Annotated in this window: 24 protein-coding genes; 2 read left to right on the forward strand and 22 right to left on the reverse strand. The window is 69.7% G+C overall.

The window, feature by feature from the left end; translation table 11 throughout:
* Positions 1 to 101 precede the first annotated feature (101 nt).
* From ACFV9C_RS22645 to ACFV9C_RS22710, 14 genes are all read right to left on the reverse strand, one after another.
* Positions 102 to 1193: a threonine aldolase family protein gene (locus ACFV9C_RS22645; protein WP_380196395.1), complete on the reverse strand. Its 1092-nt coding sequence runs from the start codon at positions 1191 to 1193 to the stop codon at positions 102 to 104.
* Positions 1194 to 1207: 14 nt separating this feature from the next.
* Positions 1208 to 1888 carry a zf-HC2 domain-containing protein gene (locus tag ACFV9C_RS22650; RefSeq protein ID WP_380196397.1) on the reverse strand — a complete coding sequence of 227 codons (681 nt, stop codon included), beginning with the start codon at positions 1886 to 1888 and terminating at the stop codon, positions 1208 to 1210.
* Complete coding sequence (locus ACFV9C_RS22655) at positions 1881 to 2414, reverse strand: sigma-70 family RNA polymerase sigma factor (protein ID WP_380196399.1); 534 nt, start codon at positions 2412 to 2414, stop codon at positions 1881 to 1883. The genes ACFV9C_RS22650 and ACFV9C_RS22655 overlap by 8 nt, the downstream gene beginning before the upstream one ends.
* Before the next feature lie 55 nt (positions 2415 to 2469).
* On the reverse strand, positions 2470 to 2991 hold the full coding sequence (locus ACFV9C_RS22660; protein WP_380196400.1) for a hypothetical protein: 522 nt from the start codon (positions 2989 to 2991) through the stop codon (positions 2470 to 2472).
* 61 nt (positions 2992 to 3052) lie between these two features.
* Positions 3053 to 6607 carry a chromosome segregation protein SMC gene (smc, locus tag ACFV9C_RS22665; RefSeq protein WP_380196956.1) on the reverse strand — a complete coding sequence of 1185 codons (3555 nt, stop codon included), beginning with the start codon at positions 6605 to 6607 and terminating at the stop codon, positions 3053 to 3055.
* A gap of 243 nt (positions 6608 to 6850) precedes the next feature.
* Positions 6851 to 7006, reverse strand: a complete 156-nt coding sequence (locus tag ACFV9C_RS22670; protein ID WP_233715190.1) for a hypothetical protein — start codon at positions 7004 to 7006, stop codon at positions 6851 to 6853.
* Between the two features lie 190 nt (positions 7007 to 7196).
* On the reverse strand, positions 7197 to 8051 hold the full coding sequence (mutM, locus tag ACFV9C_RS22675; protein WP_380196402.1) for a bifunctional DNA-formamidopyrimidine glycosylase/DNA-(apurinic or apyrimidinic site) lyase: 855 nt from the start codon (positions 8049 to 8051) through the stop codon (positions 7197 to 7199).
* A gap of 9 nt (positions 8052 to 8060) precedes the next feature.
* Complete coding sequence (rnc, locus tag ACFV9C_RS22680; protein ID WP_380196404.1) at positions 8061 to 8795, reverse strand: ribonuclease III; 735 nt, start codon at positions 8793 to 8795, stop codon at positions 8061 to 8063.
* 15 nt (positions 8796 to 8810) lie between these two features.
* Positions 8811 to 9002, reverse strand: coding sequence for a 50S ribosomal protein L32 (gene rpmF, locus ACFV9C_RS22685; RefSeq protein ID WP_130387616.1), 192 nt, complete (start codon positions 9000 to 9002; stop codon positions 8811 to 8813).
* Positions 9003 to 9057: 55 nt separating this feature from the next.
* Complete coding sequence (locus tag ACFV9C_RS22690; RefSeq protein WP_380196406.1) at positions 9058 to 9576, reverse strand: YceD family protein; 519 nt, start codon at positions 9574 to 9576, stop codon at positions 9058 to 9060.
* Between the two features lie 128 nt (positions 9577 to 9704).
* Positions 9705 to 10175: a pantetheine-phosphate adenylyltransferase gene (coaD, locus tag ACFV9C_RS22695; protein ID WP_380196408.1), complete on the reverse strand. Its 471-nt coding sequence runs from the start codon at positions 10173 to 10175 to the stop codon at positions 9705 to 9707.
* On the reverse strand, positions 10168 to 10728 hold the full coding sequence (gene rsmD, locus ACFV9C_RS22700) for a 16S rRNA (guanine(966)-N(2))-methyltransferase RsmD (RefSeq protein WP_380196410.1): 561 nt from the start codon (positions 10726 to 10728) through the stop codon (positions 10168 to 10170). Before rsmD ends, coaD begins: the two co-directional genes overlap by 8 nt.
* Positions 10725 to 12962, reverse strand: coding sequence for an ATP-dependent DNA helicase RecG (gene recG / locus ACFV9C_RS22705; protein WP_380196411.1), 2238 nt, complete (start codon positions 12960 to 12962; stop codon positions 10725 to 10727). Before recG ends, rsmD begins: the two co-directional genes overlap by 4 nt.
* On the reverse strand, positions 12959 to 14572 hold the full coding sequence (locus tag ACFV9C_RS22710; protein WP_380196414.1) for a DAK2 domain-containing protein: 1614 nt from the start codon (positions 14570 to 14572) through the stop codon (positions 12959 to 12961). The genes recG and ACFV9C_RS22710 overlap by 4 nt, the downstream gene beginning before the upstream one ends.
* Before the next feature lie 166 nt (positions 14573 to 14738).
* Between ACFV9C_RS22710 and ACFV9C_RS22715 the strand changes: the two genes are divergently transcribed.
* Positions 14739 to 15743 (forward strand): SAM-dependent methyltransferase, encoded by a 1005-nt coding sequence (locus ACFV9C_RS22715; RefSeq protein WP_380196416.1) that lies wholly within the window; start codon positions 14739 to 14741, stop codon positions 15741 to 15743.
* A gap of 111 nt (positions 15744 to 15854) precedes the next feature.
* Here the strand turns inward: ACFV9C_RS22715 and rpmB are convergent, their stop codons facing one another.
* The 5 genes from rpmB to ACFV9C_RS22740 all read right to left on the reverse strand — a co-directional run bounded on the left by rpmB (position 15855) and on the right by ACFV9C_RS22740 (position 21286).
* Positions 15855 to 16076 (reverse strand): 50S ribosomal protein L28, encoded by a 222-nt coding sequence (rpmB, locus tag ACFV9C_RS22720; RefSeq protein WP_130387610.1) that lies wholly within the window; start codon positions 16074 to 16076, stop codon positions 15855 to 15857.
* A 73-nt stretch (positions 16077 to 16149) separates the two neighbouring features.
* Positions 16150 to 18138 carry an aldo/keto reductase gene (locus ACFV9C_RS22725; protein ID WP_380196418.1) on the reverse strand — a complete coding sequence of 663 codons (1989 nt, stop codon included), beginning with the start codon at positions 18136 to 18138 and terminating at the stop codon, positions 16150 to 16152.
* A gap of 27 nt (positions 18139 to 18165) precedes the next feature.
* Positions 18166 to 18993 carry a carbohydrate ABC transporter permease gene (locus ACFV9C_RS22730; RefSeq protein WP_380196419.1) on the reverse strand — a complete coding sequence of 276 codons (828 nt, stop codon included), beginning with the start codon at positions 18991 to 18993 and terminating at the stop codon, positions 18166 to 18168.
* The gene (locus tag ACFV9C_RS22735; protein ID WP_380196421.1) at positions 18983 to 20011 is read right to left on the reverse strand and encodes a carbohydrate ABC transporter permease; all 1029 of its coding nucleotides are present in this window, start codon (positions 20009 to 20011) and stop codon (positions 18983 to 18985) included. The genes ACFV9C_RS22730 and ACFV9C_RS22735 overlap by 11 nt, the downstream gene beginning before the upstream one ends.
* Positions 20012 to 21286: an ABC transporter substrate-binding protein gene (locus tag ACFV9C_RS22740; protein WP_380196423.1), complete on the reverse strand. Its 1275-nt coding sequence runs from the start codon at positions 21284 to 21286 to the stop codon at positions 20012 to 20014.
* Positions 21287 to 21404: 118 nt separating this feature from the next.
* Between ACFV9C_RS22740 and ACFV9C_RS22745 the strand changes: the two genes are divergently transcribed.
* Complete coding sequence (locus ACFV9C_RS22745) at positions 21405 to 22010, forward strand: HAD family hydrolase (RefSeq protein WP_380196425.1); 606 nt, start codon at positions 21405 to 21407, stop codon at positions 22008 to 22010.
* 1 nt (position 22011) lies between these two features.
* Here ACFV9C_RS22745 and ACFV9C_RS22750 read toward each other — a convergent pair whose 3' ends face one another.
* From ACFV9C_RS22750 to ACFV9C_RS22760, 3 genes are read right to left on the reverse strand one after another with little or no spacing between them, the layout of a single operon-like run.
* On the reverse strand, positions 22012 to 22878 hold the full coding sequence (locus ACFV9C_RS22750) for an SMP-30/gluconolactonase/LRE family protein (protein WP_380196427.1): 867 nt from the start codon (positions 22876 to 22878) through the stop codon (positions 22012 to 22014).
* Positions 22879 to 22881: 3 nt separating this feature from the next.
* Complete coding sequence (locus ACFV9C_RS22755) at positions 22882 to 24297, reverse strand: MFS transporter (RefSeq protein WP_380196428.1); 1416 nt, start codon at positions 24295 to 24297, stop codon at positions 22882 to 22884.
* The gene (locus ACFV9C_RS22760; RefSeq protein ID WP_380196430.1) at positions 24294 to 24914 is read right to left on the reverse strand and encodes an HAD-IA family hydrolase; all 621 of its coding nucleotides are present in this window, start codon (positions 24912 to 24914) and stop codon (positions 24294 to 24296) included. The genes ACFV9C_RS22755 and ACFV9C_RS22760 overlap by 4 nt, the downstream gene beginning before the upstream one ends.
* Between the last annotated feature and the right edge of the window lie 41 nt (positions 24915 to 24955).

The following is a 24955-nucleotide window of genomic DNA, read 5'->3' on the forward strand; positions in this document are numbered from 1 at the left end:
GCAGCACGAGCCCCGACAGAACCAACAGAACAACCATGGTGACGACGAATGTCAGCACTTCTCTCCCCGGATCCCCACACCCAACACACTGCCTGACGTACCTACCGCGTCAGAAGTTCCCCGAACGCCTTGGCGATTTCGTCGACCTGCCACTCCAGCGTCAACGGCGTCATCACCAGCTCGGTCCATGACCATCCCGGTACGTCGGCCGAGCTCCACGGACCGCTCAGCGACTCGCGCGTCCGCTCCATCCGCTCGACGGCCGCGTGCTCCATCGACTCGGCCGCCCGCGGCGCATAGACCCGGAACGAGTTGCTCTGCGGCGGCTCGGGAAACACCCGGAAACCCTCGCTCTGCAAGGCCATTGCGACCTCGACGGCCCGCTGATGCAGGTCGTCCATCAACGGGAGCACCGTCCGTAGGCCTTCGCGCGCGGAAACGGCGTACGGGAACAGCGAGTAGAGGTTGCCGCCGAGCCGGCGCTGCCAGCGGCGTACCTCGGCGATCACGTCCTCAGGCCCGGCCAGTGCCGCACCGCTGACCGCACCGAGGATCTTGTAGAACGACACGTACACGGTCGACGCCAGGGCACCGACCTCCGCCAGGCTGTGCCCGAGGTACGGCGTACTCTCCCACAGGCGGGCGCCGTCGAGGTGCAGCGGTACGCCGCGCTCGGCGCAGGCCTCGGAGAACATCACCAGCTCGTCCCACGTCGGCAGCACGAACCCGCCGTCCCGCAGCGGCAGCTCCAGCGTCACGGCGGCCAGCGCGCCAGGAATCGCGGCCAGCTCGTCCGGGCGCGGCTGACGCAGGTCGGAGGTCATCCGCTCGATCCGCAGGTGGTGGACCTCTTCCAGCGCGTTCAGCTCGTGCAGCAACAGGTGGGACAGCCCGTGCACAGCCACCCGGCTGGTGCCCGCACGGTCGGCGTACACCCGCAGTACCGCCTGTTGCGCCATGATGCCGGTCGGGAGGAACACCGCGGCCGGCTTGCCCAGCAGCTCGGCCACCTCCTGCTCGAGCGCTGCCACCTCGCCACCGTTGCCATAGACATCGACTTGGTCGTCGGTGACCACCTCCGCGAGCTGCCGCAGCCGCTCAGCTGCCGGCACCCGCCGGTTCGACAGCCAGCGCTCACAGTTGTCCGCCGCGCTCTTCCGGCGCTCCCGCAGGTCCTCGGAGGTAGTAGCCACGGCTCCATCCTCCCCTACAGCGTGGCCGTCACCACATGCTTTCCCTGAACAGTCCGGATCTCCACCGAACGCACCTGGTCGAGCGGGACGAGTACGCCGCCACCGAACGTGCTCCCATTCTTCGCAGCCTTCTCCGACACCAGCCAGCTGCCCGCGGCCCAGCTGTAGCCGGCCTTGTCCGTGACGATCATCTCGCACTGGTCACCGGCCTTCAGGCCCGTCAGCTGGACCTGCACCCAGCTCCAGCCTGGCCGTGGCTCGACGGCAGCGGTCATGTGCGCGCCAGTGGTGGTGTCCACCGTGGTCACCTGTTTGGACCCTGCGACCGGCTGGTCGTTGGCAGGCACAGTCGCCCGCCCGATCGCCACACCGCCGCCCAGCACACCGGCAATGAGCACCAGTGCCGCAGCAACGAGCAGCCAACGCGACCGGCGCTTCACCGGAGCCACCGTCTCCTCAGGCGAACGGGCCGCCCGCAGCGTCCGCTGCAGCAGCAGGTCGCCACCTTCCGGCGGGCCGTCCAGGAACGCCTCCGGCGGAACCTCGCCCAGGAAGTCCGTCAGCTCGCTCAGCTCGGCCAGCTCCGTCCGGCACTCCGCGCAATTGGCCAGGTGCGCCTCGACCTCGGCAGCCTCGGCCGGCTCCAGCGCACCGAGCGCGTAGGCACCCAGCTGGGTACGATCGTGCTCACTCATGGGACACCTCCGCGTTCTTCTCTGCCAGCACCGCGCGCAGAGCTCGGAGGGCGTAGTAGGTACGTGATTTGACGGTACCGGGCGGAACGCCCAGCTCTTTCGCAGCCTCTGCCACGGACCGGCCGCGGTAGTACAGCTGCACGAGCACTTCACGGTGCTCGGGAGACACCTTGTCGAGGGCCTCCATCACCACCATGGTGTTCACCACGGACTCGGAGTGGTCGCCCTCGATCGGCGGCCGGTCCACCACGTCCGCCACCTCGGCCGGACGGGCCGCGCGGGCCCGGGCGCGATCCGTGACCAGGTTCCGCGCCACGGTCAGCAGCCAACCCCGTACCGACCCCTTGCCGCCCGCCAGGTCGTCGGCATGCCGCCACGCCCGCAGCAGCGTCTCCTGTACGACGTCCTCCGCGGCGGCCCGGTCTCCGGTCAGCCGGGTGGCGTACGCGAGCAGGCTGCGCCCGTGCTCGGCGTACAGCATGCGAATCAGCGTCTCCGCGTCCTGCGGCGCTGGGGTGTCACCCACCGACCGCACGATACCGGGACGCGCGGCCGTCCACACCAGACCGGCGCTGGTCGGATCAGTAGCCGTTGCCATTACCCGAGCCACCCGACCGGGTGGTGACTTTCTGCCCGCTCGCGGCGACCGCCCACCACAGTCCGCCGAACGCCTGACCGTTGGCCTGGCCGGCCTGGGTGTCCTGCGTGTAGAGGTACAGCGGCATACCGTTGATGGCCAGCTGCTTGCTGCCGTCCGACCTGGTGATCGTGCTGACCAGCGAGGCGTCGATGCCGGTCAGCTGCGGAGCGCCGGACCCGGCCGCCACCGCCGGCCACAGGGCCAGGCAGCCGCCTTCGCAGTTGGACTTGCCCTTGGTGTCCTTGTCGTACACGTACACCGTCCGCCCGTTGCCGTCGACAACAACCTTGCCGAGCGAGCCGACGGTCGCCGTCGCGAGCTTCGCCGTACCCCCGGCCGGGGTCGACGGCGGCGCGGAACTGACACTCGAACTCGACCCGGAGCCGTAGCCGTTCCCGCCGCAGGCGGTCAGGCCGGCGAGGCCGAGCACCACCACACCCGTCACACTGGCCACACGCTTCATGACAGCCTCCTCGGTCGAGCGACATCACCCCGCACACGTACGGAACGCCCGATCGGTTCAGCTAGACAGGTTCGGGTTCGCGGATGCGTTGGGAGATGACGGCGGAGACGCCGTCGCCGCGCATTGTCACGCCGTACAGGGCGTCGGCGACCTCCATGGTGCGCTTCTGGTGGGTGATGACCAGGAGCTGGCTGTTCTCGCGGAGTTCTTCGTAGATCTCCAGGAGGCGGCCCAGGTTGGTGTCGTCGAGTGCGGCCTCGACCTCGTCGAGGATGTAGAACGGCGACGGGCGCGCCTTGAACAGGGCGACCAGGAACGCGACCGCGACCAGTGAGCGCTCGCCGCCGGAGAGCAGCGAGAGGCGCTTGACCTTCTTGCCCGGCGGGCGGGCCTCGACGTCGATGCCGGTGGCCAGCATGTCCGACGGGTCGGTCAGCACCAGCCGGCCCTCACCGCCCGGGAACAGCCGGCTGAAGACGTGCTCGAACGCGATCTCCACGTCCCGATATGCCTCGGTGAACACCTGCTCGACCCGGTCGTCGACCTCCTTGACGATGTCCATCAGGTCGCGGCGGGACTTCTTCAGGTCGTCGAGCTGCTCGGAGAGGAAGCGGTGCCGCTCCTCCATCGCCTCGAACTCCTCGAGCGCGAGCGGGTTGATCTTGCCCAGCTGGTTCAGCGCCCGCTCGGCCTGCTTCAGCCGCTTCTCGACCTTGGTCCGGTTGAACGGCTCGCCCTCGGGCTGCTCCTCCTGATCCGGCGAAGGCACCGGCGGCACCAGCTGATCCGGCCCGTACTCCGTGACCAGCGCGTCGACCTCGACCCCCAGCTCGCCGAGCGCCTTCTCGTACAGCGCTTCGAGCCGCATCTTCTGCTCGGCCCGCGCGAGCGCGTCCCGGTGCACGGTGTTCGTCAGCTGCTCCAGCTCGGAGCTGAGGTTCCGGGTCTGCGACCGGGCCTGCGCCAGCGCCTGCTCGCGATCGGCCCGCTGCGCCTGGATCTCCGCCCGCTCGGCCGCGGCCAGCTGCAGCGACGACTCCAGCCGTGCCAGCACGTGCCCAGCAGCCAGGTGTACGGCGTTCGCTGCCTCGGCCTGCCGCGCCCGCCGGGCCGCCCGCGCGATCGACCGGGCCCGCGCCTCGCGCTCCTGCCGCGCCGCCCGCTCCAGCGAGTCCGCGCGACCGGACAGCGCCCGCGCCCGCTCCTCGGTGGTCCGCAGCGCCAGCCGCGCCTCCATCTCGGCGGCACGCCCCGCCTTGGCGGCGTCGGCCAGCCGGTCGCGCTCCGACGTGTCGGGCTCGTCGCCCTCCTCGTCGAACGCCTCGGCGTCCATCAGCCGCTCTTCCAGCTCGGCCAGGCCGGAAAGGTTCTTGTCGCGCTCCTCCTCGGCCGCCGCGATCGCCTCGGCCATCCGCTCGGCTTCACCGCGGGAGGCCTTGGCCAGCGATCCGAAGTGCCCCAGCTGCTCGGCGACCGCGGCCATCGACGCGTCCGACTCGTGCAGCCGGGCCAGCGTGATCTCGACGGACTCCTTCTGCCGGGCGCGCTCCTGCTCCATCGCCTGCAGCTCGAACCGCAGCCGCTCGCTGCGCGCCGTCGCCTCGGTCAGCTTCTCCGCCGCCTCGTCGACCGCGGACTGCACCTCGATCAGGCTCGGCGCCGCGTCCGACCCGCCGTACACGAAATGCGCCCCGAGTACGTCGCCCACGCGCGTCGTACAGGTGACGTCGGGCAGGTTCCGGAGCAGGGACCGCGCCGCGTCGACGTCGTCCACGACCGCGACCTTGCGCAGCAGCCGCCGCAGCGCGGGCCGCAGCGTCTCGGGGCATTCGACGACATCCACGGCGTACGACGCGCCGTACGGCAGCACCGGCCACAGCGAGTAGTCGTCGGCCGGAGCGTCGCCGAGCAGCATCCCGGCCCGGCCGAGGTCGTGCTCCTTGAGGTGGCCGACCGCGTGCAGCGCGGCGTCGGTGTGCGTGACGGCGACCGCGTCCGCGGCCTCGCCGAGCGCCGCGGCGATCGCGGTCTCGTACCCGGGCCGGACGCTCAGCAGCGCGGCAACCGACCCCATCAGGCCGTTGATCTGCTCGGACGCGGCCAGCAGCGCGCCGGCTCCGTCCTTGCGGTTCAGACCGAGCTCGAGGGCTTCCTTCCGCGCCGCCAGACCGGTGCGCTCGCGCTCGGCGTCGCGCTCCTCGGCCCGCAGCTTCGTCAGCCGCTCGTCCAGCTCGTCGAGGACCGCCTGAGCGCCCTCGTACTCCTCGTCGAGCCCCTTCTCGCCGGCATCCAGCCCGGCGACCTGGGTCTCCAGCGCGGTGAAGTCGTGCTGCGCCTTGGCGGCCCGCTCCTCGGCCTCGCGGCGGTTGCTCGCCAGCCGGCCGATCTCCGACTCGGCGGCGGCCGCGCGGCTCTGCAGCGCGTTCACCTGGCCGGTCAGCCGGGCCAGGCCCTCGCGGCGGTCGGCGGCGGCCCGGATCAGCGCCGAGATCCGGCGCTCCTCCTCGGCCTCCTGGGACTCCAGCTGCTGGCGGCGCTCCACGGACTCGGCGAGCAGCTCGGAGTGCGCCTCGACCTCGGCCTCGATCTGCGCCTCGGTCTCACGGACCCGAGCCGCCTCCAGCTCCAGCTCCTCGGGGTCGCGCCCCGGCCGTGGTTCCTCGGCCTCGTCGTTCAGCGAACGGATCCGGTCCGCGGCGATCCGCGCCGTCCCCTTGATCTTCTCGCCGAAGCCGGACAGCTGGTACCAGGTGTCCTGCGCGGCCTGCAGCGCCGGCGCGTCCTCGCGGAGTGCGTCCTCGAGCTCGGCCTCCAGCTCCCGGGCCTCGCGGAGCTTCGCCTCGACCTCGGTACGGCGTTCGGTCAGCCGGGCCTCGTCGCGCAGCTCGGCCTCCAGCGCGGACTGGGCCTGGACGATGTCGTCGGCCAGCAGCCGGGCCCGGCCGTCCCGGACCTCCGCCTGGATCGTCACCGCCCGGCGCGCCACCTCCGCCTGGCGCCCGAGCGGCTTGAGCTGGCGGCGGATCTCGGTGATCAGGTCGCCGAGCCGGTTCAGGTTGCCCTCGGTGGCCTCCAGCTTCCGGATCGCCTTTTCCTTGCGCTTGCGGTGCTTCAGGACACCCGCGGCCTCCTCGACGAACCCGCGGCGGCCCTCCGGCGTGGCGCGCAGGATCGAGTCCAGCTGGCCCTGGCCGACGATGACGTGCATCTCGCGGCCGATACCGGAGTCGCTGAGCAGTTCCTGGACGTCGAGCAGCCGGCAGCTCTGGCCGTTGATCTGGTAGTCGGAGCCGCCGTTGCGGAACATCGTCCGGCTGATCGTCACCTCGGCGTACTCGATCGGCAGCGCGCCGTCGGTGTTGTCGATGGTGAGGACGACCTCGGCCCGGCCGAGCGGCGAGCGCCCGGAGGTGCCGGCGAAGATGACGTCCTCCATCTTGCCGCCGCGCAGCGACTTCGCGCCCTGCTCACCCATCACCCAGGCCAGTGCGTCGACGACGTTGGACTTGCCGGAGCCGTTCGGCCCGACGATGCAGGTGATGCCTGGTTCGAAGTTCATCGTCGTCGCGGACGCGAACGACTTGAAACCCCGGAGCGTCATGCTCTTCAGGTACAAGGCGAAGGTCTCCAACCCGTGAAAGGACAGACGGTACCTAAGGAACCGCCGTAGCTGTTCGTCACGCTGCCGCTACCCGGGGGAAGGTGTTCCGCTTCGCAGTCTACAAAGAGATTCGCGTAATCCGGCGGAGGCCGAGCCGTTCAGAGATGGCCGGCGAAAGACAACCGGCGGGGGCCCGGACGGGGGCCACCGCCGTTCGTAGCGTAGTGCGGACGGTCGAGAAGTACTTCTCTTGAAGCGTCAGACCGAAGCGGGGGCCCGCAGAGCCTCGTCGACGGTGAGCAGCCGACCCTCGTGGATCTGGGCCACCAAGTGATCGTTCTCTGCCTGGAGCCGCATCACGTGCGCCTCCAGATCTGCGACACGCCGGTTGAGCAGACGAACCTGCTCGAGCATGCGCGGGTCAGTGCCTCCAAGATGCCCTAGAAGAGCCTTGGCCATTGTGCTGTCCTCCGGAAGGGTTCTGGCCGGTCGCGCTCCTCAGTCCAGGTCATGCGGGAGCGCCGAAAAAGGTGTGCCGTCTTTCAGGGTGACACCGGCGGGGGCGACGGGTCAACCTGGGCCACATTTGTTAACGATACCTCGTTCACCAGCGGACCTGCCGTGGAACGGGCTGACATTTCGGGCACCGGTACGACGAACGGTTCATGAACGGCTCGCGACGGATCGGCCGCCCGTCCCGCGGGCACGGCGATCCCTCCTGCCCGTAGACGTTCAGGCCGCGCTCGAAGTACCCGGATTCCCCGTTCACGTTGACGTACAGCGCGTCGAAGCTGGTGCCACCAACGGTCAGCGCTTCCGTCATCACCTCGTGCGCGTGGCCGAGAACACCCCTTATTTGTAAGGGTTTCAGCGTTTCCGTCGCCCGGGCGTAGTGCAGCTTGGCCCGCCACAACGTCTCGTCGGCGTAGATGTTGCCGATCCCGCTGACCGCGGTCTGGTCCAGCAACGCCCGTTTGAGGCCGGTCTTGCGGCGCCGGACCTTCGCGACCACCTCGTCCGGATCGAACAGCGGATCGAACGGGTCCCGGGCGATGTGCGCGATCTCGGCGGGCAGCTCCGCGCCGCCCTCGGAGTACGACAGACCACCGAACATCCGCTGGTCCACAAACCGGACCTCTTGGCCGCCATCCGAGAACCGGAACCGGACCCGGAGATGCGGCTCGTCCGGCGCGCCGGCCGGCTGGACCCGGAACTGACCGCTCATCCCGAGGTGCGTCAGGACCGCGTCGCCGGAGGTCAGCGGCAGCCACAGGTACTTCCCGCGCCGGGCCGGCTCGGCGAACACCTGGCCCTTGAGCCGGGACACGAAGTCCTCCGGCCCGGCGGCATGACGCCGTACCGGGCGCGGGTGCAGCACCTCGACGGACTCGACGGTCCGGCCGGTGAGGAACTCCACCAGCCCCCGCCGGACGACTTCTACCTCGGGAAGCTCAGGCACCGGAGGACACTACGGCTGCTGCGAGGGGTCCACGCTGTCCGGATGCGCGGCGCGCAGGGCCTTCCAGGCGGTCTCGGCAGCCTGCTGCTCGGCTTCCTTCTTGCTCCGGCCGATGCCGTGGCCGTACGTCTCGGCGCCGATCCGGACCCGGGCCTCGAACGTCTTCGCGTGGTCCGGCCCGGACTCCGCGATCACGTACTCCGGGACGCCGACGCTGAGCTGGGCGACCAGCTCCTGCAGCGACGTCTTCCAGTCCAGGCCGGCACCGAGCCGCGCCGACGACTCCATCAGGTCGTCGAACAGCCGGTGCACCACCCCGCCCGCGACCTCGAAGCCGCGGTCCAGGTAGACGGCGCCGATCAGCGCCTCGACACAGTCGGCGAGGATCGAGGACTTGTCCCGACCACCGGTGGCCTCTTCCCCGCGGCCGAGCCGCAGGTACTTGCCCAGCTTGAGCTCGCGGGCCACACCCGCGAGCGCACGCATGTTGACCACCGCGGCCCGGAGCTTGGCCAGTCGGCCTTCGCTCAGGTCCGGGTGGTTCCGGAACAACGACTCCGTGACGATGACGCCGAGCACGGAGTCCCCGAGGAACTCCAGCCGCTCGTTCGTCGGCAACCCACCGTTCTCGTACGCGAACGAACGGTGGGTGAAGGCGTGCTCCAGCAAATTGTCAGCCAGCGATACGCCGAGCCGCTGATTCAGCTCGGCGTAGAGCCCCGTTTCGTTGACCGAAGAATTCACTGTGACTGGTGCCGTTTAGCTCTCGACGACCTGGCGGCGCTCGCCCTTCGCGCCGTACTGGCCGCAGTTCGGGCAGACGGTGTGCTGCAGGTGCTTCGCGCGGCAGGCGGGGTTCACGCAGGTCACCAGCGAGGGGGCAGTCGTCTTCCACTGCGCCCGGCGGCTACGGGTGTTGCTGCGCGACATCTTCCGCTTCGGAACGGCCACGGTCATGAACTCCTTGATTCACTGGGGACGGTCGGCCCCCAGACGGCTGGCATCTCTAGTTGTGGTTCTGTTCGTCCTGCTGGAGGAGTCCGCCCAGGGCGGCCCAGCGGGGATCGGTCCGTTCCTCGTGTGTGTGGCCGGGTTCGTCCGCCAGGCGCATCCCGCAGTCGGGGCACAGTCCCGGACAGTCGTCCGTACACAACGGCTGGAACGGCAGCGCGAGCACCACCTGGTCCCTCAGCACCGGCTCGAGGTCGATCAGATCGCCCTCCATCCGGCTGGCCTCGTCCGGCTCGGCTTCGCTCTCCGGGTAGACGTACAGCTCCTGGACGTCAGCGAGGAACTCGTCCTCGATATCGACCAGGCACCGCGCGCACTCTCCGACCAGGCGGCCACGGGCCGTTCCGGTGACGAGCACCCCTTCGACCACCGATTCCAGCCGTAGATCGAACTGGATCGGATCGCCTTCGGGGACGCCGATCACGTCGATTCCGAGATCTGCCGGCGCCGGGGCCGTGAAGGTGACTTCGCGCTGGGACCCGGCGCGGCGTGTCAGCTCGTGCGTATCGATCACGAGTGGGGACCGCGGGTCCAGGACGCTCAGGACAAACCTCTCAGGCGTGGGCAGGCAAGATCTCGGTCTCGTCGAGACCGGTTGTCAAGACTACCAACTCCCCGGCGTACCGCCCAATCCGGGGCACACTAGAGCTTGTTCAGTAACCGTGCGTGAACAGCAGGCGTCACGAACGAGCTGACGTCGCCGCCCAGCCTGGCGATCTCCTTGACCCAGCTGGAGGAGACGAACCCGTTCTCCGGCGCGGTCGGGAAGAACAGTGTGTCGACCCCGGTCATCCGCCGGTTCAGCTGCGCCATCTGCAGCTCGTAGTCGTAGTCGGCGGCCGACCGCAGGCCCTTCACGATCACTCCCGCGCCCTCGGCCCGGCAGTAGTCGACCAGTAGGCCGTCGAAGGTGCCGACCCGGACGTTCGGGAACGGCTCGACCAGCTCGGTGAGCATCTCGATCCGCTCCCGCGGGTCGAACAGCCGGTTCTTCGACTGGTTCACCCCGGTCGCGACGATCAGCTCGTCGAAGGCGGCGGCCGCCCGGGTGACGATGTCGAGATGCCCGACCGTCGGCGGGTCGAAGGTGCCGGGAAAGACAGCCTTAGCCATGGCGGTGACCGTACCAAAGGCGCGCCTCGCCGTACTTGCGGTCCCGCAGTGCGGCGAACCCCTCCGGCCACTCCCACGGCTCCCGCTTCCCGCGTTCGACGACCAGTACGGCGTCGTCCGCCAGCCACCCGTGCGCCGCCAGCCCGGTCAGCACGTCCTGCAGCTCCGAGGTCTCCAGCTTGTACGGCGGGTCCGCGAAGACGAGGTCGAACACGTCCGGAGCGTCACTCGCTGTGATCTTCTCCACCGGCCGGGTGAGCAGCGTCGCGCCGGGCAACCCGACCACCTTGAGGTTCGCCGCGATCACCTCCGCGGCCCGCCGGTCCGACTCGACCAGCAGGACCCGCGCCGCGCCGCGCGACAGCGCCTCCAGCCCGATCGCGCCGGACCCGGCGTACAGGTCGAGCACCGCCAGCCCGTCGAAGCTGCCGAACTCGGACTCCAGCGACGAGAACAACGCCTCCCGCACCCGGTCCGCCGTCGGCCGCGTCCCACTCCCGGGCGGTACTCCGATCCGCCGCCCTCCGGCCGCTCCCCCGACAATGCGTGTCACGTCTTCTCCAGGTACTCGGTGGTCTCCGACTCCAAAGCCTCCCGAACGACGCTTCGCAGCGCCGGGTACTCGGCCAGCTCTGCGTCCACCGAGACGATCGAGTTCGCCACGTGCCGGGCCGCGAGGATCACGTCCTCGTCGCGGAGCACGCTCAGCAGCTTCAGGCTCGACCGCCGCCCGGACTGCGCGACCCCGAGGACGTCGCCCTCGCGCCGGGTCTCCAGGTCGATCCGGGACAGCTCGAACCCGTCCGTCGTGGACGCGACCGCCTCCAGCCGCCCGTACGACTTCGACCCGGCCCACAGGTCCGTGACCAGCAGGCACAACCCCGGGACCTTGCCCCGCCCGACCCGGCCGCGCAGCTGATGCAGCTGCGAGATCCCGAACCGGTCGGCGTCCATGATCACCATCGTGGACGCGTTCGGTACGTCGACCCCGACCTCGATCACCGTGGTCACGATCAGTACGTCGACCTCCCCGGCCGCGAACCGCGACATCACCGCGTCCTTCTCGTCGGCCGGCAGCCGCCCGTGCAGGATCTCCACCCGCAGGTCGTGCAGGATCTCGCCGAGCGCCTCGGCCACCTGGATCACCGAGATCGGCGGCCGGGCCTCCTTCTTGCCGCCCTCATCGGCCTCAAGGAGTTCGCCTTCCTCATCGGAAGCGTTCTTGACGTCGTCCCCGATCCGCGGACACACGACGTACACCTGGTGCCCCTTGCCGACCTCCTCGCGGACCCGGGCCCACGCGCGCTGCAGCCAGTCCGGCCGCTCCTTGGCCGGTACGACCGACGACTGGATCGGCGACCGCCCCGCCGGCAGCTGGGTGAGCGTCGACACCGCGAGGTCGCCGAACACCGTCATCGCCACGGTCCGCGGGATCGGCGTCGCGGTCATCACCAGCACGTGCGGGGTGTTGTCGCCGGACTTCGCGCTCAGCGCCGCCCGCTGCTCGACCCCGAACCGGTGCTGCTCGTCGACCACCACCAGCCCGAGATCCGCGAACTGGACCTTGTCCTCCAGCAGCGCGTGCGTCCCGACCACGATCCCGGCGGCGCCACTGGCCGCGTCGAGCATCGCCGTACGCCGGGCCGCCGCGTTCAGCGAACCGGTCAGCAGCCCGATCCTGGTGGCGTGCTCCGCGCCGCCGAGCATGCCCTGCTCGGCCAGCTCGCCGAGCATCTTCGTCAACGTCTTGTGGTGCTGGACCGCGAGCACCTCGGTCGGCGCCAGCAGCGCGGCCTGGCCGCCGTTGTCCACCACGGACAGCATCGCCCGCAGCGCGACCACGGTCTTCCCGGAGCCGACCTCACCCTGCAGCAGCCGGTGCATCGGGTGCGGGCGGGCGAGGTCCGCGAAGACCTCCTCCCCCACCTCGGCCTGTCCCTCGGTCAGCTCGAACGGCAGCCGCTTGTCGAAGTCGTCGAGCAGCCGCCCCTGGACCCGCGGCCGCGGTACGGCGTTCAGCGCGTCCGTGACGGCCCGCCGCTGGGCGAGGATCGTCTGCATCACCAGCGCTTCCTCGAACCGGAACCGTTGCTGGGCCCTGTCGATATCCTTCTCGGTGTCCGGCAGATGCACCAGTTGCAAGGCGTCCCGGAGCCCGAGCAGCTTCTCGTTGCGCAGGATCAGGTCCGGCACCGGGTCGCCGATCCGCTCGTCCAGGCTGTCCAGCACGATCTTCACCGACCGCTCGATCGTTGCGGTCGGCAACTTCGAGGTCGCCGGGTAGAGCGGCCGGAACGGACGCGCCCGGCGCTCGATCTCGGCCTCGGTCAGGTCCTCCTCGTCGAGAACCTCGGTGCCCGGGTTCTTCAGCTGCATGGTGGTGCGGAACATCGTCACCTCGCCCCAGAACAGGGCCGAGGTGCCGGGCGTCAGCTTCGTCAGCAGCCAGGGCTGGTTGAAGAACGCCGCCTCCAGGTCGTTGCGGCCGTCGGTCACCACGACCTTGGTGATCGTCCGCCGCTTCCGGAACTTGTGGGCCTCCTCGGGCTTGATCTCGAGCTTGGTGTCCAGCGCACGGGCGGTGACCTTCTTGACCCGGCCGTTCACCGTCGCCTGGTCGCCGACCTCGAGCTCGTCGAACGGCGTCAGCTCGCCCTTCTTCAGGTACCGCCGCGGGTAGTGCCGCAGCAGCTCGCCGACGGTCTCGATCCCGAGCACCTCGGCGAACGTCTTGGCCGTCTTCGCCCCGAGGAAGTCCCGGAGCTTGCGGTCCATGTCCGTCTTCATTCGACCCCGATCAACAACGGGTACCTGTCCTGCCCACCGTCGTACACCATCACATCGACATCTTTGCGTGCCCTGCGGACATGCCGCTCGACGGCCGCCGCCAGCCCCGGGTCGGCGTCCCGGCCGGTGACGATCGTCAGCAGTTCGCCGCCACCACCCAGCAGCCGGTCGACCACGCCGTACGCCGCCTGCTCCAGGTCGTCGGTGATCAACGCGAAGTCGCCGTCGACCACCCCCAGCGCGTCGCCGACGCGGCACATCCCGGCCATCGTCCAGGCGTCCTTGACCGCGACCGTGACCGCGCCGTGCCGGGTCTGCCCGGCGGCGGCCGAGAGCTGGACGACGTCGTCGTCGAAGCTGCGCTGCGGGTCGTGGACGGCGATCGCGGCCAGGCCCTGGACCTGGGCGCGGGTCGGGATCACCGCGACCCGGATCCCGTCCTGGCGGGCGGCGGTGGCGGCGGCCTCGGCGACCGCGAGCGTGTCCTGGTCGTTCGGCAGGATCACGATCTCCGGTGCCTTCGACTCCTCGATCGCCTGCAGCAGCTCGCCGGTCGAGCAGCGGCGCCCGGGGCCGCCGCGGATGATCCGGGCGCCGGCCTCGGTGAACAGCTCGCCCAGTCCGTCGCCGGCGACGACCGCGATCACGGCCCGGCCCGGGGCGGGCTCGTGGTGGTGCGCCTGGTCGTCGAAGTGCGTGACCCGGATCCGGTGCGGGCGGCCGATGTCGATGCCGCGCTCGATCGCTGCGCCGACGTCGTCGGTGTGCACGTGGACGTTCCAGAGCCCGTCGCCGCCGACCACGACGACCGAGTCGCCGAGCGCCGCGAGCCGCAGCCGGAAGCCGTCGACCTGGTCGTCGGCCGCATCCAGCAGGTACATCACCTCGTACGCCGGTCCGTCGACGCTCGCGCTGCTCTCACCCCGGGGTTCGACCCGGGCCGGTACGTCGACGCGGACGTGCCGGCCGGTGAGGACCGACTCCATCGCGCCGAGGATCACCACCAGCCCGGCTCCCCCGGCGTCGACGACGCCCGCGCGCCGCAGTACGTCGAGCTGCTCGGTGGTCCGGGTCAGCGCCTGGCGGGCGGAGGCGACCGCGGCGAGGCAGACGTCGGCGAGGGACTTGCCGTCGTTCGCGGCCGTCATCGCGCCGGTGGCGGCGGCCCGGGCGACGGTCAGCATGGTGCCCTCGACCGGCTCCGCGACCGCGCCGTACGCGGCGTCGGCGGCGTACCGCAGGGCGTCGGCGAAGGCGGCGGCCTCGCTCATCGGCGGGTCGGCCAGTACGCCGCCCTCGCGGTCCCTGGGAAGGTTCTCGTCCAGGCGCAGGCCGCAGGCGCGGATCAGCTGCGAGGTGATCACGCCGGAGTTCCCGCGGGCGCCGAGCAGGGCGCCGCGGCCGAACGCCTGGATCGCCTCGGTGAAGGTCAGCTCGCCCTTCGGCAGCGCGTCGCAGGCGGCTTCCCAGGTCAGGTAGAGGTTCGTCCCGGTGTCGCCGTCCGGCACCGGGTACACGTTCAGCTCGTCGATCTCGGCCCGCGCCCGGGCCAGCTCGGCCAACGCGGTCCGGGCCCACGCCCGCAGCACCTCAACCGTCAGTTGCTCCACGCCCGGAAGGCTACTCGGCGTAAAGACGGACAGGAGGTAGTGCCCTCGCAGCCGTTCGGGCGCTGTCCGCCACGCGGGCGCGGGCGGCTACGTACACCTGTACGTCCTGTCGGTCTTTACCGCGGTCGACGGATAGGGTCAGGCTGGGCGAGAGGTGGGAGAAGGCGTGGGCGGCGGTAGGAGCGTGCTGTTCTCGGTCGCGGCGGACAGCTACCCGTCGGCCGTGCGGGAGATCCGGGGCGAGTTCGGCCCCGAGACCGGGATCGAGCGGGTCGGGGCTGACCTCGGACGGCTGTCCGGGCCGTCGGTGCACGAGGTCGCGCAGGCGTGTGACGCCGGGCGGATCATGTTCGTCCGGCATCTGACGGTCGAGATCGCGAGCTTCGAGGAGCTGCCGCCGGAGTACGAGCTGGCGGAGCTGGTGCTGGCCGAGCTGCCGGAGTACCCGAAGGCGCTGGCCGTCCAGGCGTGGACGGACGGCCCCGGCGGCGGGTCGTACTACCACCGGATCGAGGAGGCGCTGGCCGGCCGCGGCGTGGCCGTCACGCGCTCGGGACAGGAGTACGTCGTCTCGTGCTTCGGCGGCCGGAAGGCGATCCTGCTCGGCCTGAACCGGCTCGCGGACAGCCTGTCGGACTGGCCGGGCGGGCGGATGCGGCTGGCGCGCGGCGAGGAGCGGGTCTCGCGGTCGGAGTTCAAGCTCGAGGAGGCGATCGCGACCTTCGGGCTGGACCTGCCGCCGGGCGGGAAGGCTGTGGATCTCGGGGCCTCGCCAGGCGGGTGGACACGGATCCTGCGGCAGCACGGCCAAGAGGTGTGGTCGGTGGACCCGGGCTCGCTGGACCCGCGGCTGCGCGGCGACCGGCGGATCCACCACGAGCCGACCACGGCCGGCCGGTTCTTCGCGGACAACCGGGTCCGCTTCGACGTCGTGGTGAACGACATGCGCATGGATCAGGTCACCAGCGCCCGGATGATGCTCGACGCGGCCGCCCACCTGCGCCGCGACGGTCTCGCGATCGTCACGCTCAAGGGCGGCGGCAAGAACCCGCTCGACGGTGCCCGCCGTGGCCTGCAGGTCCTCGGCGAGCGGTACGACGTACTCCACGCCCGCCAGCTGCACCACAACCGCAACGAGACCACGGTCGTCGCCCGGAGGTCCCGCGAGTAGATGGCGCGCAGCAGGCGTCATCTACTCGCGGGACCTCCAGAACACGACTAGGCGCCCGGGGTGATCCCCGGGCGCCTGGTCAAAGGCCCTACACGGAAGCTTTTGCTGGGGTCAGCCGACGACGCGCTGAACCTTCCCGGCCTTGATGCAGGAGGTGCACACCTTCATCTTCGTGGGCGTGCCCTTGATGATCGCGCGGACCGGCTGGATGTTCGGGTTGAAACGACGCGGCGTACGCGCCTTGACCCGCCGGATCATCGCACCCTTACCCAGGCGGGCAACGCTGTTGCCGAACGTCGGCTGCTTGCCGCAGACATCGCACTTCTTAGACATGATTCTCCGTGTTCAGGGTCGTGACTCCGACAGATCATGTTACATGGGTGTGAGCGCCCCACCAATTCGGCCATCAGGCAGTGAGGTAGGCCACTTCCTCGTCGGTCAGCGTCACCGAAAGCCCCGGCGTCGAGGTCCGCGTCTCGCTGACGTGCCGCGGCCCGATCAACGGGAACACAGGGTACGGCTGGTGCAGCAGCCAGGCCAAAGCGATCGCCGTCGGCTCGACGCCCTTCGCCGCCGCCAGCTCCCGCGCCCGGTCCAGCCGGCGGAAGTTCTCGTCGGAGTAGAAGCAGCGCACCAGCTCCTGGTCCGACGTGTCCTCCGGCTTGGCCCGCCCGGTGAAGAACCCGCGCGCCTGGCTCGACCACGGGAACAGCGCGACCTGCCGTTCCCGCAGCCACGCCTGTGACTCGTCGTCCGCCACGTGCCGGCAGCCGGCCCACGGTACGTCGTACGCCCGCGCGAGGCTGAGGTGGTTGCTGAGCAGCGTGAACGGCTGCTTGCTGTTCGCCTCGGCGTACGCGTTGGCCTCGTCGAACCGCGCCGTGGTCCAGTTCGACCCGCCGAACGCCTTGATCCGGCCGGCCTTGAAGTGCTCGTCGAGTACGTCGACGAACTCCGACACCGGGATGTCCTCGTTGTCGCGGTGCATGAAGTACAGGTCGACGTGGTCGGTCTGCAGCCGCTCGAGGCTCTCGTGCAGTTGCCGGGTGATCGACTCCGGGTCGCAGTGCGGCGTGTGCGCGCCCTTCCCGATCACCACCACGTCGTCCCGGTTGCCGCGCGACGTCATCCATTGCCCGAGCAGCTTCTCGCCGCGCCCGCCGCCGTAGATGTAGGCCGTGTCGAACGTCGTACCGCCGCGCTCGACGAAGTCGTCGAAGACCACCGCGGCGTGCGGCAGCGTCTGCTGGTTGTCCACGCCCATCACCAGGCGGGACACCTGCCTGTCGACGCCCGGCACGTGGCCGTACGTCATCGGGGCGTCGGCGCGCTTGGTCAGCGGGCGTCCGGTCGCGGTCGGGACGGTCGCGTCGTCCCGCTCGCTCGCGTACTGCTGCCCGATCGCGGCCCGCCACAGGTCCTGCACCGTCAGGTTGCCGAGCGTGTCCGCCCAGCTCATCTCCGGTGCCTCCTTCGCACCGGAGGCGATCGCAGCCTGTACCGCCTCGGCCTCGGCGGTGTAGATCAGCGCCGGCTCCGCGGACAGCTCCCGCGGCTCCTCCCCGACCCTGGACAGCACGACCTCGTTCGGCTTGCCGTCGCCGCCGAACCACGGGTCGTCGATCTGCAGGTAGCCCTTGCTCCCGTAGATCCGTACCTGGTTCTGGTCGGCGAGCCGCACTCCGGTCGTGATCTGCGCGGTGATGCCGCCGTCGAAGAACAGCGTCGCCGCCGTCCACTCGTCGGCGCCGGTCTCGCCGACGGTGCCGACCGCGTTCACCGCGGCCGGATCGGCGAACGGCTGCCCGGTCGCCGCGCCCGCGATCAGCCGCGCCATCGACACCGGGTAGCCGCCGACGTCGAGGATGCCGCCGCCCGCCAGTTCGTCGGCATAGATCCGGCTGCTCGGGTTGAACGACGCGTTGAACGCGAAGGTGGCCTGGATCGAGTGCACGGTGCCGAGTTCGCCGTCGCGGACCAGCTGGGTGATCAGCTTGGTCTGCGGCAGGCACCGGTACATGTACGCCTCCATCAGGAAGACGTCGTTGCGTACCGCGGCCTCGATCATCGCCTCGGCCCACGCCCGGTTGATCGCCAGCGGCTTCTCGCACAGCACGTGCTTGCCGGCCTCGGCCGCCTTGATCGCCCACTCGACGTGCATCGGGTGCGGGGTGGCGATGTACACCGCCTCGACGGTGCCGTCGGCGAGCAGGTCCTCGTACGAGGCGTGCCGGCCGGCGATGTCCCACTTGTCGGCGAACGCGTTCGCCGAGTCGAGGGACCGGCTGCCGACCGCGACGACCTCGTTGGTCTTCGACGTCGGGACCTGGCTGGCGAACCGGGACGCGATGTTGCCGGTGCCGATGATGCCCCAGCGGAGCTTGTGGTCAGTCAAAGGGAATCCCGTGGTTGTAGGTGAAGGTCAGAACTTCATGGCGCCCGCCGCGAGATCGGCGATGAAGCTGCGCGCACCGATCAGGAAGACGCCGATCAAGGGGATGACACTCATCAACGCACCGGCCATCACCATCGAGTAGTCGGTGCCGTAGACGCCGTTCAGCTGGTCGAGGGCGACCTGCAGGGTGAGGCGGTTCGGGTCGGTCATCACGATCAGCGGCCAGAGATAGTCGTTCCAGACGTTGATGAACGTGAAGATACCGAGGAAGGCCAGACCGGGCCGGAGCACCGGCAGGCCGACGGTCAGGTACTGCCGGAAGAAGCCGGCGCCGTCGACCTTGGCGGCCGAGATCAGTTCGTCGGGGATCGCGCCCTTGGCGTACTGGCGCATCCAGAAGATGCCGAACGCGTTCGCCGCGCCCGGGATGATGAGGGCCTTCAGCGAGCCGATCCAGCCGAGCTGCGCGAGCACCACGAACTGCGGCACCAGCGACAGCTGGGTCGGGATCATGAACGTCGCCAGCAGGATGCCGAACAGCACGTTCCGGCCCGGGAACTGGTACTTCGCGAACGCGAACGCCGCGAGCGAGTCGAAGAACAGCACCAGGACCGTGACGGCCAGCGACGCGATCAGCGTGAGCAGCATCGAGCCGAAGAAGTCGATGTTGTCCAGCACCTTGCGCATGTTCTCGAACAGGTGCGAGCCGATCAGCAGCTTCGGCGGGTAGCTGAAGATGTCCGGGGTGGTGTTGGAGGCCATCACCACCATCCAGTAGAACGGGAACAGCGAGACCAGCACGCCGAGCATCAGCACGATGTGGCCGACGGCGGTGCGCACGCGCTCAATGGACATCTGCGGCCTCCCTCTTGGCATTCTGGGCTGCGATCCTGCGTTCCACCCGCCGAGCGGCGCGTCGGGTCAGTCGTTCCTCGTCGTTGCCGCCGATCAGCCGCCAGTTGATGATGCTGAACAGCACGATCAGGACGAACAGCGCCCACCCGACCGCGGCCCCGTACCCGAACTGGTTCTTGATGAACGCGCTCTGGTACAGGTACGACACGATCGTCAGGCCGGCGTCACCCGGGCCGCCGATGTTGCTGGTGTCGCCGAACAGCACCCGGGACTCGGTGAAGATCTGCAGGCCGCCGATCGTCGAGGTGACCGCGGTGAACAGGATCACCGGCCGCAGCATCGGCACCGTGATCCGCCAGAACGTCTGCCGCGGCGAGGCGCCGTCCACCTTGGCGGCCTCGTACACGTCGGCCGAGATCGCCTGCAGGCCGGCCAGGTAGATGATCGCGTTGTAGCCGACCCAGCGCCAGGTGACGATGGTGGCGATCGCGATCTTGATCCCCCACGGCGACGTCAGCCATTCGACCTGGCCGAGCCCGATCGACTGCAGGAACGCGTTCAGCAGGCCGAAGTTGTTGCTGAAGATCGACCCGAAGACCAGCGTGATCGCGACCACCGAGGTGACGTTCGGGACGAAGTACGCGATCCGGTAGAAGGTGCGCAGCCGGGTCGCGTTGTGCAGCGCGTTCGCGATCACCAGCGCGAGCAGCAGCATCGGGACCGTGGATAGCACCCAGATGATCAGCGTGTTGCCGATCGTCTTCCAGAACGTCGCGTCGGTGAGCAGGTAGTGGTACTGCTCCAGCCCGACCCACTTCATCTGCCCGATGCCGTCCCAGGAGTGGAACGAGATCCAGATCGAGAACAGCACCGGGAACGCGCCGAAGATCGCGAACAGGACGAAGAACGGCGCCACCGCGGTGTACTGCGGGAGCGCCTGGCGGTACTTGTTCGGCGGCTTCTCGGTCTCGGCGGCCGATGCCACCGCGGCCGGTACCGCCTTGCTCGTGACTGCCATTCAGATCGCCCCCGCTCGGCTCAGCTCGCGCTGGATCTGCTGCTGGGCGTCCGCCCAGGCCTGGTCGGGACTCTTCCCGGACGCCTCGATGTTCACGAGCTCGGAGGTGATCGGGGCGTCGATGATGCTGTCGTACGGCGAGAAGTACGCGCCCGGGTACTTCTTCGCGGAGTCCGCGAACACGTCGACGATCTTCTGGCCGCCGAAGAACGGGTCCGGCGCCGACAGCCGCGAGTCCGTGTAACTGGCCGGCGTGGACGGGAACAGCACCGGGTCCAGGAACGCCTGGGCCTGATTCTTCGCCGACTCGAGCCAGCTGATGAACGCGAACGCCGCCTGCGGGTTCTTGCAGTACTTCGTGATGCCCAGGAAGGACCCGCCCTTGTTGCCGGCGCCACCAGGAGCCGCCGTCACCCGCCAGAGTCCCTTGGTCTTCGGGGCCGCGTTCTTCGGCCCGAGCTGCGCCCACCAGACGGCGCCGTTGTAGGCGACCAGCTTGCCGTTGGTGACGACCGCGTTCTTGTCGCTGGAGTTCTGCGCGTTCGCCGACAGCCCTTCCTTGACCACGCGTACGGCGAGGTCGAACGACTGCCGTACGTGATCCTGGTCGCCGATGTACTGCCCGTCCCGGGTCATGTACTTCTTCGGCAGCTGGGCCATCCGGTAGCCGTAGATGCTGGTGATGTTGTCGGCGATCGACGATCCCGGGACGGCCTGCTTCACCTTCTTGCCCAGCGCGATGAAGGCGTCCCAGTCCGGAGCGAGGCCGGCGACGGCGGCCGGGTCGATGTCGATGCCCGCCTTGGTGAAGACGTCCGTGCGGTAGAACAGCGCGGTCGGGCCGGTGTCCATCGGGTACGCCATCATCTTGCCCTGCGGCGTCACTCCCCAGTTCCACTTCCAGGGCAGGAAGTCCTTCTCGAGCTCCTTCGCGCCGAGCTCGTTCAGGTCGTGGAACTGGTCGGCGTTCGGGAAGTACGTCGCGACGTCGTCGTTGATCGCGACGATGTCCGGCACCAGGGACTTCCCGGCCAGTGCGGTCAGTACCTTGGTCTTGTAGTTGCTGCCGATCCGGGTCATCGCCAGCTTGATGCCGTCGTACCCGGGGATCGCCTTCTCGGCCTGGCCGATCAGGTCGTCGTTCACGGACCCGACCCAGGTCCACATGCTGAGCTCGTTCTTGCCGCCCAGCGAGCCGACGGAGCCGCAGCCGGTGAGTCCGGCGGCGGCCGCGGCGGTGCCGGCCGCCAGGAATTTCCTTCTACTCAGTGTCATAGCCTCACCTGGCGCTTTCTGTTGGTTTTCGCCGGAAGGTGTCCACTCATGTTTACGTAGCCATAGGTAAGCGCATACCGCCTTAACCGGTCAAGGGCTCCGATGACAAGATGACGCCATGACCTCACGCGCCGTCCTGTTCGATGCCGACGGAGTGATCCAGCGGCCCACCTTCGACTGGTGGGCCCGGCTGGGCGCGCTCGTCCCCACCGACAAGGAGGCCTTCGTCCGGGACCTGATGGCCGCGGAACGGCCCGCACTGGTCGGGAAGATCGATTTCCGGGAGGCGCTCGGCGACGTGCTGCGGCGCTGGAAGTCGACCGCGTCGGTCGCGGAGGCGATCGAGCCGTGGCGCTGGTTCGAGGCGGAGCCCGAGGTGGTCGAGCTGATCCAGAAGCTCCGGGCGGCCGGGATCGAGTGCCACCTGGCCACCAACCAGCAGGCGTACCGGCGGCGGATCATGCAGGACGAGCGCGGGTACGGCGCCTGGTTCGACCGGACGTTCTACTCCTGCGACCTCGGCCTCGCGAAGCCGGACCCGGCGTACTTCCGGGAGATCCTGCGCGTGATCGACCTACCGGCGTCCGAGGTGCTGTTCATCGACGACAACGCGGCCAACATCGAGGGCGCGCTGAGCGTCGGCCTGCGGGCGGAGCTGTACGACCTGTCGGCCGGCGTCCCAGCTCTCGTCGAGCTGCTCCGCCGGCACGACCTGCCGTTGTAGCTCAGCCGGCGGCCGGGGGTACGGCGACCGGGACGGTGTGGATCTGGCCGGTGCGGGCAGGGCCGCGGAGGCGGGCGAGGTTGTTGGCGATGGTGTCCTGCAGGTGCCACTCGGACGTCAGGATGCAGAGCGTCGGGCCGTCGAAGTCGACCAGCGTGAGCGAGAACGGCGCGCGGTTCTCCGGGAGGTCGATGCGCTGCAGGATCTCGCCGCCGTCGGCGACCCGGACCACGCCCTCGCTGCCGGTCTGCGACCAGATCGCGCCCTCGGCGTCCAGGCAGATGCCGTCCGGCCCGAGGTTCCCGGCGTACACCCGGCGGTTCGTGAGGTCGCCGTTCGGCTGGACGTCGAACGCCGTCAGCCGGCCGGCGAACGACTCCGCGATCACCAGCGTGCGGCCGTCCGGGGTGAGCACCATGCCGTTCGGGAACTCGATCCCGTCCGCCACCTCGCGGATCGCGCCGTCCGGCGTGACCCGCTTGATCCAGCCGGGTGTCGGCGCCTCGCCCCCGGCGAAGTCGAAGTCCGCGCCGTCCAGGTAGATGTTGCCGTGGGCATCGACCACGAGCTCGTTCGCGTGCTGGTCCGCGAGGACCGTGACCGAGCCGTCGGGTTCGTACCGGCGGAGCTTGTCGCCGGTCGTCAGCAGCCGGCCGTCGGGGGTCCAGTCGATCGACCAGCCCATCAGGTTCTCGACCGGAACGTCGCGGAACTCGGGCTTTCCGTCCGCGTCGATCGCGACCACCTGCTGCTGGGTCCAGTTGCAGAACCACAGCCGGCCGTCGTACCAGCGGGCGGACTCGGGCATCGCCAGACCGTCGATCAGGAGCTTCATCGTGCTGCCTTCCTCGTTCTCGGGTGCTTTCACCCACTACACGAACGAGGTACGGCCGGATCGACGGCTGAGCAGAAGAAGTACGGCGAGCAGCGGAAGCGTGATCAGGTACGCCGTCCGCAGGTCGAGCACCCGCGCCAGTACGGCGAGCAGCGCCGGGGCGACGAGGATCGCCGTACCGGACGCCAGCGCGCCGACCGCGGCGAGACGGGCGGAGCTGATCCCCGGGGTCGCGACGAGCGCGGCGAGCGTGACCGGGTAGAGCGGCGCGACGCCGAGCCCCGCCACGACCAGCCCGGCGGCTACCACGGCCGGTACGTCGAACAGACTCACCAGCAACGTGCCTGCTGCCGCGAGCAGGCTGGACGGCACCACCGGCGACCACCCATTGAACCGGATCGGCCCGATCGCCCGCCCGACCGCCATACCGATCGGAAAAGCACTCCCCAGCAGGGCGGCCGTCGCGGTAGGCAACCCACTCGCCACCAGCCGAGCCACCGCCCACACCACAAAACAAAACTCAACAGCCACCGCCAGCACCACCCGCAACCACCCCACCCCCACCTCCACCGCAACCCGCCGCCCCACCTGCCGCCACTTCCCCACCAACCCAACCGCAGGCGCCGAGTCAATCAGCACAGCCACCCCATCAGCCGCCCCCACAGCCCCCTCCGCACTGACCGCCCCCACAGCCCGCACCGCCCGCTCCGCAACGGACGCCCCAGCAGCCGGCTCCGCCGCCGCGGCCCGCTCCCACGCACCTGCTCGCTCCGCCCCCGCAGCCCATTCCGCGTCGGCCGCCCCCACAGCCCCCTCCGCACTGACCGCCCCCGCAGCCCGTTCCGCCGCCGCGGCGCGCTGCCGCCTCTCTCCCCGTTTCGCCGCGCGGAGGGCGGTGGAACGTTTGCGGGTGAGAAGTGCGAGGAGTAGGAGTGGTGGTGCTGCGGCGAGCATGGCTAGCCGGCCTGTGGGGCCCAGTGAGTCCAGCGTGCCGATGGCCAGTGGAGCGAGGATCCCGGTCCCGCTGGCGACCGCATTCACCCGACTGAGCCGTGAAGCAGCAGTAGGCCCGTTCAGCATCAACGGAGCGACCAGCACCAGCAACGCCCCGCCCAGGCCAACAAACAGCCCGCCCGTGATCGCCACAGCGTACGAAGACGCCACAGCGATCAGCACCGCCCCAACAGCACACACAACCGACCCCAACGCCAGCACCGTAGGCATCGCCCACCGCCGCAGCATCCGCGGACCGACCACCGCGACCAGCATCAGCCCAACAGCGAACCCCGACGACAGCAACGCCAACCGACTCGTCGGCTCCCGCAGGTCCCGGGCGAGGATCGCCACGCACGCCCCGAGCCCGGCCAGCACGAAACCCATCGCCGACAGCGCGATCCCGATCCGGACCTCGTCGCTGCGGCTCCCGGCTTCCGCCGGGGCCTGCGCGGTCATTCCAGACCTTGGAACAGCGCGTCGAGCCGATGCAGGTCCGGGAGCTCGATGTCCGCCGGCACTCCCTTCAACCCGGCCGTCAACGCCCCGGACGCCTTCCCGGCGGTCAGCCCGACAACGGTGTCCTCGACCACCAGACACTCGGTCACCGGTACGCCGAGCAGCTCCGCCGCCCGCAGGTACCCCTCCGGGTCCGGCTTGCCGCGGCTGACGTCGTCGATCGTGACCAGCACCGACGGCGCGATCCCGCCCGCGGCCAGCCGCACCTTCGCCAGCTGCGGCGGCGCACTGGTGTAGACCGCCCACGGCGTACCGATCCGCTCCAGAGTCGCGATCAGCTCGACCGCGCCCGGTTTCGCCACCACGCCGTCGACGTCGTTCACCTCGAGGTCGTACACCCGCGCCCACGCTGCGGTCAGCTCGTCCGCCGACGCGTCCGGCAGGAACTGCGCGACCGTCGCGGCCGCCGGGTTCCCGTGCGCGACCGCGAGCACCGTGGCCGGGTCCAGCCCGCACTCGACCGCCCAACGGCTCCAGCTCCGGTCCACGACCGCGTCCGAATCCACCAACGTCCCGTCCATGTCGAACAGCACGGCGCGGATGTCCCGGATGTCCATCAACCCTCCCATTAAACTCGTCCTCCGAGCATAAACGGAAA

Source organism: Kribbella sp. NPDC059898 (assembly GCF_042730855.1).
Taxonomy (GTDB): domain Bacteria; phylum Actinomycetota; class Actinomycetes; order Propionibacteriales; family Kribbellaceae; genus Kribbella.